At 76.2% G+C, this 14,594-nt stretch carries 13 protein-coding genes; 1 reads left to right on the forward strand and 12 read right to left on the reverse strand.

Going from position 1 to position 14,594, the window contains the following annotated elements:
* Positions 1-2 precede the first annotated feature (2 nt).
* From ATM99_RS09645 to ATM99_RS09695, 11 genes are all read right to left on the reverse strand, one after another.
* A complete protein-coding gene (locus tag ATM99_RS09645; RefSeq protein ID WP_062102718.1) occupies positions 3-890 on the reverse strand; it encodes a ribokinase in 888 nt (295 codons plus the stop codon).
* Positions 887-2,179, reverse strand: coding sequence for an ABC transporter permease (locus tag ATM99_RS09650; RefSeq protein WP_062102719.1), 1,293 nt, complete (start codon positions 2,177-2,179; stop codon positions 887-889). The genes ATM99_RS09645 and ATM99_RS09650 overlap by 4 nt, the downstream gene beginning before the upstream one ends.
* Before the next feature lie 5 nt (positions 2,180-2,184).
* A complete protein-coding gene (locus ATM99_RS09655; RefSeq protein WP_082131294.1) occupies positions 2,185-3,399 on the reverse strand; it encodes an ABC transporter permease in 1,215 nt (404 codons plus the stop codon).
* The gene (locus ATM99_RS09660) at positions 3,396-4,913 is read right to left on the reverse strand and encodes an ABC transporter ATP-binding protein (RefSeq protein WP_062102720.1); all 1,518 of its coding nucleotides are present in this window, start codon (positions 4,911-4,913) and stop codon (positions 3,396-3,398) included. The genes ATM99_RS09655 and ATM99_RS09660 overlap by 4 nt, the downstream gene beginning before the upstream one ends.
* A 52-nt stretch (positions 4,914-4,965) precedes the next feature.
* On the reverse strand, positions 4,966-6,048 hold the full coding sequence (locus ATM99_RS09665) for a BMP family protein (RefSeq protein ID WP_062102721.1): 1,083 nt from the start codon (positions 6,046-6,048) through the stop codon (positions 4,966-4,968).
* A 97-nt stretch (positions 6,049-6,145) separates the two neighbouring features.
* Positions 6,146-7,078 (reverse strand): nucleoside hydrolase, encoded by a 933-nt coding sequence (locus tag ATM99_RS09670; protein WP_062102722.1) that lies wholly within the window; start codon positions 7,076-7,078, stop codon positions 6,146-6,148.
* 104 nt (positions 7,079-7,182) lie between these two features.
* A complete protein-coding gene (locus tag ATM99_RS09675; protein ID WP_150118229.1) occupies positions 7,183-8,526 on the reverse strand; it encodes a DUF1232 domain-containing protein in 1,344 nt (447 codons plus the stop codon).
* Between the two features lie 8 nt (positions 8,527-8,534).
* Positions 8,535-9,041, reverse strand: coding sequence for a hypothetical protein (locus tag ATM99_RS09680; protein ID WP_150118230.1), 507 nt, complete (start codon positions 9,039-9,041; stop codon positions 8,535-8,537).
* Positions 9,042-9,046: 5 nt separating this feature from the next.
* The gene (locus tag ATM99_RS09685) at positions 9,047-10,066 is read right to left on the reverse strand and encodes a hypothetical protein (protein ID WP_062102725.1); all 1,020 of its coding nucleotides are present in this window, start codon (positions 10,064-10,066) and stop codon (positions 9,047-9,049) included.
* Positions 10,063-11,196, reverse strand: coding sequence for a tRNA 2-thiouridine(34) synthase MnmA (mnmA, locus tag ATM99_RS09690; protein ID WP_062102726.1), 1,134 nt, complete (start codon positions 11,194-11,196; stop codon positions 10,063-10,065). The genes ATM99_RS09685 and mnmA overlap by 4 nt, the downstream gene beginning before the upstream one ends.
* Entirely contained in the window at positions 11,196-12,413 is a 1,218-nt protein-coding gene (locus ATM99_RS09695; RefSeq protein ID WP_082659517.1) for a cysteine desulfurase family protein, read from the reverse strand. Before ATM99_RS09695 ends, mnmA begins: the two co-directional genes overlap by 1 nt.
* A gap of 171 nt (positions 12,414-12,584) precedes the next feature.
* Between ATM99_RS09695 and ATM99_RS09700 the strand changes: the two genes are divergently transcribed.
* Positions 12,585-13,577, forward strand: coding sequence for a phosphotransferase family protein (locus tag ATM99_RS09700; protein ID WP_062102727.1), 993 nt, complete (start codon positions 12,585-12,587; stop codon positions 13,575-13,577).
* A gap of 30 nt (positions 13,578-13,607) precedes the next feature.
* On the opposite strand, the gene ATM99_RS09705 is transcribed toward ATM99_RS09700, so the two are convergent.
* A complete protein-coding gene (locus tag ATM99_RS09705) occupies positions 13,608-14,588 on the reverse strand; it encodes an electron transfer flavoprotein subunit alpha/FixB family protein (RefSeq protein ID WP_062102728.1) in 981 nt (326 codons plus the stop codon).
* Positions 14,589-14,594 lie beyond the last annotated feature (6 nt).

Here is a 14,594-nt window from a genome sequence, read left to right on the forward strand (position 1 = left end):
GCTCAGCGGCGCGGGTACGACTCGACGGTCCCGTGCCGGGTCACCGCCTGCGACGCCGCGGCGACCGCGCTCTGCACCGCACCGCCCAGGTCGACGCCCACGGCGAGCCGGGACGCGAGCACCCCCACGAACGCGTCGCCCGCCCCGGTCGCGTCGACGGCGTCGACGACGGGCGCGGCGACGTAGGCCGACGACGTGCACGTCGCCGCCACCGCGCCGCGCGCGCCGAGCGTCACGACGACCGCCTCCGCCAGCCGGCCCGCGGCGGCCGCGCACGCGAGCCGCCAGTCCTCGGGATCGGCGCCGTCGAGTCCGAGCGTGCGCGCCTCGTGCTCGTTGACGACCAGCGGGTCCGCCGTGCGCAGGGTCCGCGGTGCGACGTCGCGCGGTGGCGCCAGGTTGAGGACGAACCGCGCGCCCCGGTCCCGGCACACCTCGGCGAGGCGGTCGAGCACCTCGACGGGCACCTCGCCCTGCGACAGCACGGTCGTGCCGGGCCCGAGCCGGTCCGCGAGCGCGTCGACCGCCGCCGCGTCGAGCGCGTCGTTGGCGCCCGAGCTGACGGCGATCATGTTCTCGCCCCGGGCGTCGACGAGGATCTGGGCGATCCCGGTCGGCACGCCGGGCACGGCCGCCACGTCCGTCACGTCGACGCCCCACCCGGCGAGCTCGGTCCGCACGGCGGCGCCGCCCGCGTCGTCGCCCGTGCGCGCTACGAGCTCGACCCGGGCGCCGTCGAGCGCCGCGGCGACGGCCTGGTTGGCGCCCTTGCCGCCGAGCCCCTGACGGTAGGACGACGCCAGGACCGTCTCCCCCGGCGCCGGGAACCGCTCGACCCCCGAGACGGCGTCGACGTTGACGGACCCGACCACCAGCAGCGTGCGCTTCATGACGCCCCCTCGTACGCGGTCCCGCTCGCGGCGGGCGCCCTGACCTTCCCGACCACCCCGGCGACCGCGAGCACGGTCACGAGGTACGGCAGCATGAGCATGAGCTCGCTGGGCAGCGGCGACCCCACGATCCCCAGCACGTTCTGCAGGTTGCTGACGAACCCGAACAGCAGGGCCGCGGCCGCGGCGCGCAGCGGGTGCCAGCCGCCCAGGATGACGGCCGCGAGCGCGATGAACCCGGCGCCGGCCGTCATGTCCTTGCCGAACCCTCCCACGGACCCGAGGGTGAAGTAGGCGCCCCCGAGCCCGGCGACCGCTCCGGCCAGCGCGACGACCCGCACGCGGGTGGCGCGCACGTCGATGCCGACGGTGTCCGCCGCCTCGGGGTGCTCGCCCACGGCGCGGATGCGCAGGCCCTGCCGCGTGCGGAACAGCACGACCCACACGACCGCGACGACGACGTACATCGCGTACACGACCACGGTCTGGCGGAACAGCACGGGGCCGACGACGGGGAGGTCGCCCAGCACGGGCAGCGCGATCTGCGGGAGCCGCGCGGGCGCGTTGAGGCGGGCCGCGTCGGGTGCCAGGGCCGTGGAGTAGAAGAACCCGGTGAGTCCCGTGACGAGCACGTTGAGGACGATCCCGACGATGACCTGGTCGACCAGGTACCGGACGGAGAAGACCGCCAGGACGGTGGCCACGAGCGCGCCCGCGACGACCGCGGCGACGAGTCCCACGAGCGGCTGCCCGGTCACGGTCGCGACGACGGCGGACACGCACGCACCCGCCAGCAGCTGGCCCTCGATCGCGACGTTGACGACGCCGACGCGCTCGGACAGCACGCCGCCCATGGCGCCGAACACGAGCGGGATGGACAGCGCGAGCGCACCGCCGAGCAGCCCGACGACCGGGACGGTCGCGCCGGCGGCGGCCCACGTGAGCAGGGCCAGCACGAACGCGGTCCCGAACGCGGGCGCCAGGGCACGGGCCGGCGCGCGTCCGGCACGGACCCGCAGGGCCGCCGCGGTGCACAGCGCCGCCATGACGAGCGTGAGCGCGACGGTCGCGGCCTGCGCGGGCACGGTCGCCGTCGGCAGCGCGAGCACGTCGGTCGGCTTGGACAGCCGGAACGACGTCGTGCCCGTGCGCGGCCCGAGCGCCGCCGCGAGCGCGGCGGCGAGCGTGAGGACGGCCATCGTGACCGGCGTGCGCCACGACGCCGCGGCCGTCCCGGCGTGCCCGTCGCGCCGGGGCGCGAGGGACCGCAGGAGCTGGGTGGGGGTCATGGGTCTCACTCCTGGCCCCGCGCCGGGGCGGGGATCCGGAACAGGGCGCGCACGAGCGGGGGCGCCGCGATGAACAGGACGATGAGCGACTGCAGGACGAGGACGAGGTCGACGGGGATGGCCTGCATGGACTGCATCGCGAACCCGCCGGCCTTGAACGCGCCGAACAGCAGGCCGGCGAGCAGCACGCCGAGGGGTCGCGACCGGCCCAGCAGGGCCACCGTGATGGCCTCGAAGCCGATGCCCGCCTCGATGCTCACGCCGAACCCGGTGGTGACGGTGCCGAGCACCTGCCCGGCGCCGGCCAGGCCGGCGAGCGCACCCGCCAGGACCATGACGACGAGGTACACGCGCTCGACGTCGATGCCTGCGACACGTGCCGCTCGGGGGTTGAGGCCCACGGCGCGGAACCGGAACCCGAGCGCGGAGCGGTCGAGCAGCCACCACACGCCCGCGACCGCGAGCAGCGCGAGCACGAACCCGGCGTGCGTGGTGTGCGCGTCCCCGAACAGCGGCGGCAGCACCGCGGTGGCGTCCGCGGGGCGCGAGCGCGGGTTGGCCGACCCCTCGACCTGCAGCACCGGCGTGCGCAGCAGCAGCGAGACCAGGTAGAACGCGACGTAGTTGAGCATGATCGTGACGATCACCTCGTGCGCACCGGTGCGGGCCTTGAGCAGCCCGGCGATCCCGCCCCACAGCGCACCGCCGGCCAGGCCCGCGGCGAGCGCGACGGCGACGTGCACGCCCACCGGCAGGTGCAGCGAGGACGACGCCCACCCGGCGCACGCCGCGGCGACGAGGATCTGCCCGCGCGCACCGATGTTGAACATGCCGACACGGAACGCGAGCGCGACCCCGAGGCCGGCGGTGATGAGGGGCGTGGCGAACATCAGGCTGTCGGTCAGGGGGCGGATGCTCGCGGCGAACGTGTCGCGCGGCGCCCACACGGCCCCCTGGAACAGCGCGAGGTACGCGCCGCCCACGGCCTGGCCGACCGCCGCGAGCAGGTCGCCGGGCCGCCGCAGGAAGTACGGTGCGGCGGCCGCGACGCGGTCGTCGGTGAGGCACACCAGCAGCGCGCCGAGCACGAACGCCATGAGCACCGCGAGCAACGAGGTGGTCACGCGTCCCTGCGTCACGGCGCGCAGCACGGCGCCCGCACGGTCCGGCGGTGGCTCCTGGTGCGCCTGCTCGCGCACGGGGGTCTGCACGTCGCTCATGCCGCGTCCGTCTCCTCGATCGGGGTGCCGGCCATCATCAGACCGAGCACCTCCCGGCTCGTCCCGGCCGGGACGACGCCCACGACGCGCCCGCGGTACATCACCGCGATGCGGTCGGCGAGACCGAGCACCTCGTCGATCTCGGTGGACACCACGACCACCGGGGTGCCCGCGTCGCGGGTCTCGACGATGCGCCGGTGGATGAACTCGATGGAGCCGACGTCGACGCCGCGGGTCGGCTGCGCCGCCACGAGCAGGCGCAAGGGCCGGGCCAGCTCGCGCGCGATGACGACCTTCTGCTGGTTGCCGCCCGAGAGCCGCCGCACCTGCGTGCGGATCGACGAGGTCCGCACGTCGAACTCGTCGACGCGCTGCCGGGCGAACTCGGCCAGGTGCGCGCGGCGGACCTCGCCGCGCCGCACGAACGGCGGCCCGAACGAGCGGTCGAGGACGAGGTTCTCGGCGATCGAGAACTCGCCGACCAGCCCGTCGTGCGTGCGGTCCTCGGGGACGTGCCCGACGCCGGCCGCGAGCACGGCGCGGACCCCGGCGCGCGTGAGGTCGTCGTCCCCGAGGCGCACGGTCCCCGCGGACGGTGCCCGCAGACCGGTGATCGCCTCGACGAGCTCGGTCTGCCCGTTGCCCTGGACGCCGGCGATCCCCAGCACCTCTCCCCCGCGGACCTGCAGCGTCACGTCGTCGACGAGGGCGCGCCCGCTCGCGTCGCGGACCGTGAGCCCGTCGACGCGCAGCCCGTCGCCGCGCGGACGTGCGGGCGGGCGGTCGACGGTGAGCGTGACGTCGCGCCCGACCATGAGCCGCGCGAGCTCGCGCGTGGTGGTGCCGGGCTCGGCGGCGCCGGCGACGCGGCCGTGCCGGATCACGGTGATGCGGTCGGCGACCTCGCGCACCTCCCGCAGCTTGTGGGTGATGAAGACGAGCGCGGTGCCGGCGTCGGCGAGGCGCCGCATCGTCGCCATGAGCTCGTCGGTCTCCTGCGGGGTCAGGACGGCGGTGGGCTCGTCGAGCACCAGGACCCGGGCGTCGCGGGCCAGCGCCTTGACGATCTCGACGCGCTGCTGCACGCCGACGGGCAGGTCGCCGACGAGCGCGTCGGGGTCGAGGTCGAAGCCGAACCGCTCCGAGATCTCCCGCACGCGCCGCCGCGCGGTGCGCATGTCGAGCCAGCCGGGGCCGCGCACGTCCTCGTCGCCGAGGACGACGTTCTCGGCGACCGTGAGGACCGGCACGAGCATGAAGTGCTGGTGCACCATGCCGATGCCGGCGCGCATCGCGTCCCCCGGTCCGTCGAAGTGCTGCGGCGCCCCGTCGAGCAGGATCTGGCCGGCGTCGGCGCGCAGCAGGCCGTACAGCACGTTCATGAGGGTCGACTTGCCGGCGCCGTTCTCGCCGAGCAGGCAGTGGATCTGCCCCGGCTCGACCACGAGGTCGATCGCGTCGTTGGCGACCAAGGTCCCGAAGCGCTTGGTGATGCCGCGCAGCTCGAGCTTCATCGTGTCTCCTTCCGGGCCGCGGGGCGCGGCGTCGCGCCCCGCGGCCCCGGGGTCAGCGCGGGGAGTTGACCGACTCGACGACGATGTCGCCGTCGGCGACCTGCTGGCGCAGGGCGGCGACCTCGTCGGCGAGGCCTTCCGGCAGGGTGTCCGCGAGGTCGTGGTACGGCGCCAGGTCGACGCCGGCGTTCGCGAGGTCGCCGACGTACGGCGTGGCGTCGAAGCGGCCCTGCGACCCCTCGTCGACCACGCTGACGATCGCGTCGCCCATCTGCTTCATGACCGAGCTGAGGATCAGGTCGCCGTACTGCGGCGCGATCTCGTACGTGTCGTTGTCGACGCCGATGAGCACGCCCCGGCCCGCGTCGCGCAGCGCCTCGGCGGTGCCCTGGTAGAGCGACCCGGCGACGGGCATGACCACGTCGGCGCCCTGGTCGAGCAGGTTGCGGGTGACGGACTTGCCCGCGGCGATGTCGTCGAACGTGCCGGAGAAGGTGCCGGTCTGGCTGGCCTTGTCCCAGCCCAGCAGGCGCACGTCGGTGCCGTGCACCTCGTTGTAGTGCGCGACGCCGTCGGCGAAGCCGTCGAGGAAGAGCATGACGGGCGGGAACGGCTGCCCGCCGTAGACCCCGACGACGCCCGTGCGCGAGTACCCGGCCGCGAGGTACCCCGCGAGGAACGCCGCCTGGGCGGTGTCGTAGACGACCGGCTTGACGTTCGGCAGGTCGATCGAGGAGTCGTCGACGATCGCGAAGCTGCGGTCCGGGTACCTCTCGGCGGCTGTCCGGGCGGCGTCGGCGGTGGAGAACCCGACCGTGACGGTCAGGTCGCAGCCCTGCTGGTAGGCCTGCTCGAGGTTGGGCGCGTAGTCGGTCTCGCTGTTCGACTCGAGCGTGAGGGTCCGGACGCCGAGCTCCTGCTCGGCGGTGCGCATGCCGTCACGGACGGCCTGGTTGAAGCCCTTGTCGTCGAGGCCCCCGAAGTCGGAGACCATGCACGCGGCGTAGTCGCGCCCGGACGTGCCGGCGGTGTCGGCGTCGGGCTCGGGTGCCGGTGGCGTGGCGCACGCGGCGAGCGCGAGGGCGACGAGCGTGGCGAGGGCGAGCGGCCGACGGGCGGTGGGTCGTGCGGTCATGTCGAAGCTCCTTCGATTCGCATGAGGCGGGACGTGCGGGGTCGATGGGACGGGCAACAATGCGCAATCGTTTACGCGTTGTCGCTGGAGAAGGCCCTCAGCGGAGGGCGCGCAGCGCGGACTCGACGAGGCCCCAGAACCGCTCGACGTCGAGGTCGAGGGCCACCGTCGCGTTGTGCTCCAGGCGCAGGATGTCGATGAGGTCGACGCAGGTCGCACCCGCGGTGCGCTCGCCGCGCAGCTCGACGTCCACCCGGGTCCGGACGGTCGTCGCCACGGCCGGGTCGGCCACGAGCGCCACCGCGACCGGGTCGTGCAGCGGGCCCTCGGGCATCTTCTCGGCCTCGAGGTACGTCGAGCAGAAGTAGTCGAGGAGCTCGACGCCGAACGCCGAGGTCGCGTTGCCGATCGCCGCGATGCGCTCGCGCACCTGCGCGCTGATGAGCGCCTGGTGCGTGATGTTGAGCCCGACCATCGTGAACGGCACGCCCGACGCGAGCACGACGTCCACCGCCTCGGGGTCGGCCCACGCGTTGAACTCCGCGTACGGCGTCGCGTTCCCCCTGGTCGTGGAGCCGCCCATCCACACGATCTCGCGGATCCGGTCGCGCGACTCGGGGTGGTCGCGCAGCAGCGTCGCGACGTTGGTGAGCGGGCCGGTCGGGATGATCGTCACGGGCTCGTCGCTCGCCTCGAGCGTGTCGAGCACGAGCCGCACCGCCGGGCGCGGGTCGAGCGCGACCGTGGGCTCGGGCAGCTCCGGCCCCCCGAGGGCGTTCTCGCCGTGGATCCACGACGCGGGCGTCAGGGCCCGGGCCAACGGGCGGTCGGCGCCGGCCGCGACGGGCACGCCCTCGATCCCGGCGACCGTGCACGCGACGAGCGCGTTGCGCGTCGTGTGCTCGAGGTACCCGTTGCCGGACACCGTGGTGATCGCGCGCAGGTCGAGCGCGGGATTGCCCGCCGCCAGCCAGATGGCGAAGACGTCGTCGTGCCCCGGGTCGCAGTCGAGGATCACGGGGATGGGCATGGTGTCACTCCTTCGTCACACCGACCGGTCGGTTCGGTGTGGAAACGATTACGCACATCTGGACGGACGTCAAGACCCTCCCACCCGTCGGGCGTCGGTCGCCGTCAGCGCGCGTCGGCCGCCTGCGGCTCGGCGGGGGCCTCGTCGTCACCCCGGGGCGTGCCCTGCCCCCGCACCACGCGGTCGACGCCGGCCGCGAGCAGCGCGATCGTCAGCGTCAGCCCGACGGCGGTCGCGAGCCCCTCGAGCATCGGCACGAACGCCAGCCACGTGCGGACGTCCTGCGGTCCGACCACGGCCCGTCCCAGCAGCAGCACGCCCTCCTCGACGCGGGTCGCGACGAGGAACGCCAGCGCGAACACCAGCATCGGGCCGAGCCCGGCGACGGCCATGCGGCGCAGGCCGTCCGCGAGCGCCGTGAAGCGACCCCGCACGTCGCCCACGACGGGCGCCGCCGCCTCGGTCGACCACCGGCGCACCGGGGCGGGCACGCGCTGCCAGGCCGTGGGCGCCGTGCGCCGCGGGCGCGGCGGGCGCGGCGGGTCGGCCAGGCGGTGGCCGTAGACGACCGCGCCCACGGTGAGCCACGCGAGCGGGATGACGACGAGGTCGTCGAGGTTCCCCAGCACGCCCGCGACCGTGTCGACCACCGCGTCCACCGGACTCGCCAGCGGGCCCAGCGCGTCGAGCGCCGTCAACCACCACTCGAGCACGATCGACACCGCGCGCCGCGTCTCGACCCACGCCCACACGCGGCCCGTGAGCTCGGTCGCGAAGGCCGCGGCCACGAGCAGCCAGAACGCCTCGAAGTACGCGCCGACGAATGCGAGCGCGCGCCGGTGGCTGCGGCCCTCCCAGCGGCCGAGCGCCCACCGCAGCACGACCGCCACGCCGACCACCAGCACGACCCACCAGCCGCTCGCGAGGTCGACGAACGACCCGTCGGCCCGCTCCCCCGTGAGCGAGAACCCGTTCTCCCGGAACGCGCGGTACGCGGCCGTGTTGAGGAACCGGGCGCGGTCGTCGGCGAGGAACCCGTACGACGCGTACAGCGCGAGGAACGGGACGAACACCGAGCCCAGCACGTCGACCAGCCCGCGCTCGTGGCCGGACGTGGGGTCGTCGGGCGCGCGCGTGCGCCCGATCGCGGCGAGCGCCGGCAGGTCGCGCCGCAGCACGTGCAGCATCGCGACGATGCCCGCGACCATGCACAGCGGCGCGAGCACGAGCACGGCCCACCCGAGGGTGTTGCTGACGCCCGCGGCGTTGACGGCGGCCCAGCCGGCGGCGTAGCGGCCGGCGACCGCGAGGAGCGCGAGGACGAGCAGCACGGGCCACCAGCGCACCCACAGCCGGACGCCGTGCGCGACGACGCCGCCGAGGTCGCGGAACCACGCGCGCACGCGCTCGGCGGGGGTGGCGGGAGCCGGGCTCGGGACGTCGGTCACGGCGGACATCATGGCGCGTCGGCGGCGCGCGCGGGAGCACCGCCCGCGGCGGCACGCGCGGGACGTCCCGCCCGGGCCGGGAGCGCGGCGGCGAGCGTGCCGGCCGCACCGCCCACGAGGAGCACGAGCCCGCCGACGACGACACCCGTGGGGGCCGCCGCGACGACGGTCTCCCGGCGCACGCCGTCGACGTCCCACGCGCAGACCGCGCGCGCGGGCACGATCCCGAAGCGCACGGTGGCGCCGCCCTCACGGGCCTCGTAGGCCGCGAGGCACGTCCCCGGTGCGGCGTCCGCCCCGGCACCGACGGTGCGGACCCCGACGCTCACCCACGCCACGAGCAGCATGACGACGCCCACCAGCCCGAGGCCCGTCGCGACGAGCAGCGCGAGCGCGCGACGGCGTGAGCGCGGCGCACGGCGCGCGGGCGGCGCGGGACGCGCGGGTGGCGCGGGACGCGCGGGTGGCGGCGTGTCCCCGAGCGGGGCAGGACCGGACGGCGGGGGCGTGGGCACGGTGGTCATCCTTCCGCCCGTTCGGCGACGAGGCTCGCGGCGCGCACGAGTCCGGCGAGGGCGCCGCGTGCGTCGTCGGGCGTGGTGCGGTCCGACGGTGCGCCGGCGAGCAGCACGACGTCGCGCAGCGCGGCCGCCGGCAGCCCGACGGCCCGCCAGGGGCGCGTGAGCGCGTCGGCCTGGCCAACGACGTCGGGCCCGGCGCACTGCGACGACGCCTGGGGCGGCAGCTCGGGCCAGAAGACGCGCCCGTCCTCCACGACCTGCGCGACCTCCTCCCAGCCGCGTTCGCCGATCCCGGCGACCGCGAGCGCGGCGCCGTCGGCGGACGACGCGCGCACGGCCCGCAGCGCCGACCAGGCCGTGCCGCCGTGCACGACCGCGGCGCTCGCACCGGCGGCGCGCACCGCGTCGGCGACCGCGCCGAGACCCTCGGCCACGACCGGTCCGGGGACGCGCCGCAGCGGCGCGCGTCCGGAGAACCCGGGTACGACGCCGGCCAGCACGGGCGCGAGCAGCGGCTCGCGCAGCAGCACCCGGACGTCGGCGCCGGGCACGACGCGCCGCACGTCGGCGACCCGCGCCGCGAGGCCGGCGGCGACGGACCCGACCGCGTCGCGCACCGCACCGGGGTCGGACAGCATCCGGTCCCCCCGCGCGAGGTACACGTCGGCGGACAGCGAGAACGGCCCCAGCGCAGGGACGACGAGCGGTCCGTCGTAGCCGTGCGCGGCCACCGCGAGGGCGTCGAGGTCCTCGCGCGCGAAGGACCGCGCGCGCTCGAGGTCGCGCCCGGGGCGGTCGGCCAGCTTCCAGCCGTGCGGCCCGAGCTCGGCCGGCAGGTCCTCGAGGAGCGCCACCGCGGCACCCGTCGCGTCGCCCCACGGCCCGCGCGCCGGCAGCAGCACGGTGAACGGGTGCCCGACGACCTCGCTCGGCGTGTCGACCAGGTCCCCGACGACCGTGCTCGCGGCCTCGAGCGCGTCGGTCCCGGGCCAGGGGCCGACGCCGCTGACGCCGGTCACGCCGTGCGTCCCGGCGCGGCGACGACGTCCGTGGCGACGTCGGCGGGCGCGCGCGTCGCCGCGACCGTGGCCTGCCCGAGCACGCGCGTGCCGTCGTACAGCACGAGCGACTGGCCCGCCGCGACGCCGCGCAGCCCGGCCCCGGTCACGTCGACCGTGACGCCGTCCGCGTCGGCCGCGAGCACGCGCGCGGGGACGTCGGCGCCGTGCGCGCGGACCTGCGCCGTGAGCGTCGTCCCCGGCGCGGGCACGTCGGCGAACCACACGGCCGACGCGCCGACCACGTGCGCGACGTCGAGCGACTCGGCGGGGCCGACGACCACGCGCCGCTGCACCGGCTCGACGGCCAGCACGTACCGCGGGCGCCCGTCGGCCGCGGGGCGCCCGAGCGCGAGCCCGCGCCGCTGCCCGACGGTGTAGGCGTACGCGCCGTCGTGGCGGCCGACGACCGCGCCGCTCTCGTCCACGACGTCGCCCGGCTGCTCACCGAGCGCGCGCTGCAGGAAGCCCTGGGTGTCGCCGTCGGCGACGAAGCAGATGTCGTACGAGTCGGGCTTCGCGGCGACGGACAGCCCGCGCGCGACGGCCTCGGCGCGCACCTCGGACTTGGACGTCACGTCACCGAGCGGGAACACCGCGCGCGCGAGCCGCTCGGGGCCCATGACGGCCAGCACGTACGACTGGTCCTTCGCGGCGTCGAGCGCCCGGTGCAGCTCGCGGGTGCCGTCGGCCCGGTCGACGACGCGCGCGTAGTGCCCCGTGCACACCGCGTCGAACCCGAGCGCGAGCGCCTTGTCGAGCAGCGCCGCGAACTTCACGTGCTCGTTGCAGCGCACGCAGGGGTTGGGCGTGCGGCCCGCGGCGTACTCGCTGAGGAAGTCCGCGACGACCGTCTGCTCGAACCGCTCCGACATGTCCCACACGTAGTACGGGATGCCGAGCACGTCGGCCGCGCGGCGCGCGTCGGAGGCGTCCTCGATCGAGCAGCAGCCGCGCGACCCGGTGCGCTCCTGCGCGGGCGTGCGCGACAGCGCCATGTGCACGCCCACGACGTCGTGCCCGGCGTCGACCGCGCGTGCGGCGGCCACCGCGGAGTCGACACCGCCCGACATCGCGGCGAGCACGCGCATCAGGCACCCACCAGCGTCGAGGTGAGGCCCGCGGCACGCGCCCGCTCGACCGCGGCCGGCAGCGCCGCGACGGCCGCGTCGACGTCGTCCTGGGTCGAGGTGGCGCCGAGCGAGAACCGCAGCGCGCCCCGCGCGTCGTCCTCCCCGACGCCCATCGCGAGCAGCACGTGCGACGGGCGTGGCACGCCGGCCTGGCACGCCGACCCCGTCGACGCCTCGACGCCCGCGGCGTCCAGCAGGTACAGCAGGGAGTCGCCCTCGCAGCCAGCGAAGGTCAGGTGCGCGTTGGCGGGCAGCCGACGTGCCCCGTCGGCGGGGCCGCGGAGCGTCGCGCCGGGCACGTCGGCCAGCACGCGCCGCACGAGGTCGTCCCGCAGGGCGGTCACGCGGGCGGCGTGCTCGGCACGCTCGGCGACCGCTTCGTCGACGGCCGCGGCGAACGCCGCGAGCAGGGGTGCGTCGAGCGTGCCGGAGCGCACGCCGCGCTCCTGCCCGCCGCCGTGCAGCACGGGGGTCACGTCGAGCCCCCGGCGCAGCAGGAGCGCGCCCGTCGACCCCGGGCCCCCGACCTTGTGGCCGCTGATCGTGAGCGCGTCGACGCCCGACGCCGCCAGGTCGACCGGCACCTGGCCGACCGCCTGCACGGCGTCGGCGTGCACCGGCACGCCGTGCCGGCGCGCGAGCGAGACGACCTCGTCGAGCGGCTGCAGCGCACCCACCTCGTTGTTGGCCCACATCACCGAGACCAGCGCGACCGCGTCGCCGTGCTCGTCGAGCTCGCTGCGCAGCGCGTCGACCTCGACGACCCCCTCGGCGTCGACCGGCAGCAGCACGAGCTCGGCGCCCGAGTGCTCGGCCAGCCAGAACGCGGGGTCGAGGACGGCGTGGTGCTCGGCCGCGGACACGACGACCCGGCGGCGGCGCGCGTCCTGCGCGTGGCGCGCCCAGAACAGGCCCTTGACCGCGAGGTTGTCGGCCTCGGTGCCGCCGGCGGTCCACACGACCTCGCTCGGACGCGCCCCGAGGGCCGCCGCGACGCGCTCGCGCGACTCCTCGACCGTGCGCCGTGCCGTGCGCCCTGCGGTGTGCAGCGACGACGGGTTGCCCGTGCGGGCGAGCGCCGCCGTCAGGGCGCCGAGCGCCGCGGGGCGCATCGGCGTCGTGGCCGCGTGGTCGAGGTAGACCGCGCGGGAGGGGGACGGGCTCACGGTCGACAGTCTACGAACGCCCGCGTGCGCCTCCGGCCCGAGGCGGCACCGGGTCGTCCCCGGGTGCCGCACGCCGGCCGGGCACGGCACCACGAGGTGCACGCCCGGTCTGCACGTTTCCCCCGCACACGACGCGCGGACACGCCCTCCGCCGCGGCGCGTTGCTGGCAGGATGTCCACGTGAGTGCCGACGACGTCATCGCGCTGCCGCTCGCCTTCGGCGGACAGCGGCTTGACTGGCGCGACCTCCCGCGCACGGTGCGTGACCGCATCGAGACGCTGGCCGGCGCCCGCGTCACGGCCGAGATGTCCGCGACGAGCGGTTTCTCCCCCGGGTTCTGCGCGGTCCTCGAGCTGACCGACGGGCGCGCCGTGTTCGTCAAGGCGGTGTCGCCCGACCAGAACCCGCAGTCGCCCGAGCTGGCCCGCGCCGAGATCCGCGCGGCCGCGGCGCTGCCCGCGCACGTGCCCGCCCCGACGCTGCGCTGGTGGGACGACGACGGCCACTGGGTCCTGCTGGGGTTCGACGCGGTCCACGGCCGCTCCCCCGAGCTGCCGTGGCGCGCGGACGACCTCGCCCTCGTGCTCGGCGCGATCGGGGACCTCTCGCGCTGCGAGCCCGTGCCCGGGCACGCGCTGCCGCGCACCGACGACCAGCTCGCGGACGACTTCACCGGCTGGCGGCGCGTGCTGCGCGCGACGTCGGCCGAGCGGGAGCGCGTGGCCGCGGCGATCGACGAGCCCGGGCGCTGGGCGCTCGAGCACCTCGACGACCTCGTGCGCTGGGAGCAGGACGCGCTGCGGGCGTGCGCGGGGGACGCGCTCGTCCACGGCGACCTGCGCGCGGACAACGTGATGATCGAGGAGGGCCACGACCGGGTGTGGCTCATCGACTGGCCGCACGCGAGCGTCGGTGCGCCCTGGCTCGACCTCGCCTTCATGCTGCCGAGCGTCGCGCTGCAGGGCGGCGGGGGCGACCCGGCGTGGCTGTTCAGCCAGAGCGCGGTGTCCGACGGCGTCACGACCGACCAGCTGCGCGCCGCGCTCGCCGGGCTCGCCGGCTACTTCGCGTGGTCGTCGGGACAGCCGGCACCGACCGGCATCCCCAACCTGCGCGCGTTCCAGGCGGCGCAGGCCGGCGCCACGCTGCGCTGGCTGCGCGACGTCAGCTGAGCCGGACGTCGTCCGGCCCGGCGCGGGCCCTCAGCCCCGCAGGCGTCGCAGCTCGGCGGCTGCCTGCGGCAGCACGGTGAACAGGTCGCCGACGATCCCGAAGTCCGCGATCTCGAAGATCGGCGCGTCGGCGTCGCTGTTGACCGCGACGATCGTGCCGGACGCCTGCATGCCGCCCCGGTGGTGCACGGCACCGGACACGCCGGCGCCCACGTAGAGCCGCGGCGAGACCGTGACGCCGGTCTGGCCGATCTGCGCGTCGTGCCCGATCCAGCCCTCGTCGGTCGCGACCCGCGTCGCGCCGACCGCGCCCCCGAGCACGTCCGCGAGCTCCTCGACGGGTGAGAAGTCGCCCTCGGTGCCGCGGCCGCCGACGACGACCACGTTCGCCGAGCCCAGGTCGGGCCGCCCCGACGCCGCGTGCTCGGTGCGCTCGACGACGCTCACGCGCGTCGACCCCGGCCCGACCTCGACCGACAGGTCGAGGACCTGCGGGCTCGTCGGCGCGGGCGCGTCCTGCGCGGGCACCGCGTTCGCCTTGACCGTGACGACCGCCGCGGGCGTCGTCACGGCGCAGCGCGTCGTCCACGTGCCGGCCAGCACGGTCTTGTGCGCGACGACGCGGCCGTCCTCGATCGTCACGCCGTCGACGTCGGTCACGACGCCGGCACCCGTGCGGACCGCGAGGCGGGCCACCGCCTCCTTGTTCTCGAACGACGAGACCGTCAGCAGCAGCGTCGAGCCGGTGGCCGCGAGCGCGGCCCGCAGGCCGTCGGCCAGCACGTCCGACACGTGCGGGTCGGCGTCGGCGACGAGGCGGTGCACCGTGGCGACGCCCTGCGCCGCGAGCACCGGCAGCGCGGCGGCGAGGTCAGTGCCACCGGCCCACACGCCGTGCACGCCCGCGTCGCCCGCGAGGCCGCGCGCGAGCGTGAGCAGCTCACGCACGGGCGCGCGCAGCGTGCCGTCGGGGGCGTGGTCGAGCAGGACGAGCACGGGGGTGGCGGTCACGACGGT

The organism is Cellulomonas sp. B6 (genome assembly GCF_001462455.1).
Classification (GTDB): domain Bacteria; phylum Actinomycetota; class Actinomycetes; order Actinomycetales; family Cellulomonadaceae; genus Cellulomonas.

Bases quoted from the DNA above. Each gene is read 5' to 3' on its own strand.
- ATM99_RS09645 (WP_062102718.1), bottom strand. From the start codon at position 890: ATGAAGCGCACGCTGCTGGTGGTCGGGTCCGTCAACGTCGACGCCGTC.
- mnmA (WP_062102726.1), bottom strand. From the start codon at position 11,196: ATGCGCGTGCTCGCCGCGATGTCGGGCGGTGTCGACTCCGCGGTGGCC.
- ATM99_RS09650 (WP_062102719.1), bottom strand. From the start codon at position 2,179: ATGACCCCCACCCAGCTCCTGCGGTCCCTCGCGCCCCGGCGCGACGGG.
- ATM99_RS09660 (WP_062102720.1), bottom strand. From the start codon at position 4,913: ATGAAGCTCGAGCTGCGCGGCATCACCAAGCGCTTCGGGACCTTGGTC.
- ATM99_RS09655 (WP_082131294.1), bottom strand. From the start codon at position 3,399: ATGAGCGACGTGCAGACCCCCGTGCGCGAGCAGGCGCACCAGGAGCCA.
- ATM99_RS09670 (WP_062102722.1), bottom strand. From the start codon at position 7,078: ATGCCCATCCCCGTGATCCTCGACTGCGACCCGGGGCACGACGACGTC.
- ATM99_RS09665 (WP_062102721.1), bottom strand. From the start codon at position 6,048: ATGACCGCACGACCCACCGCCCGTCGGCCGCTCGCCCTCGCCACGCTC.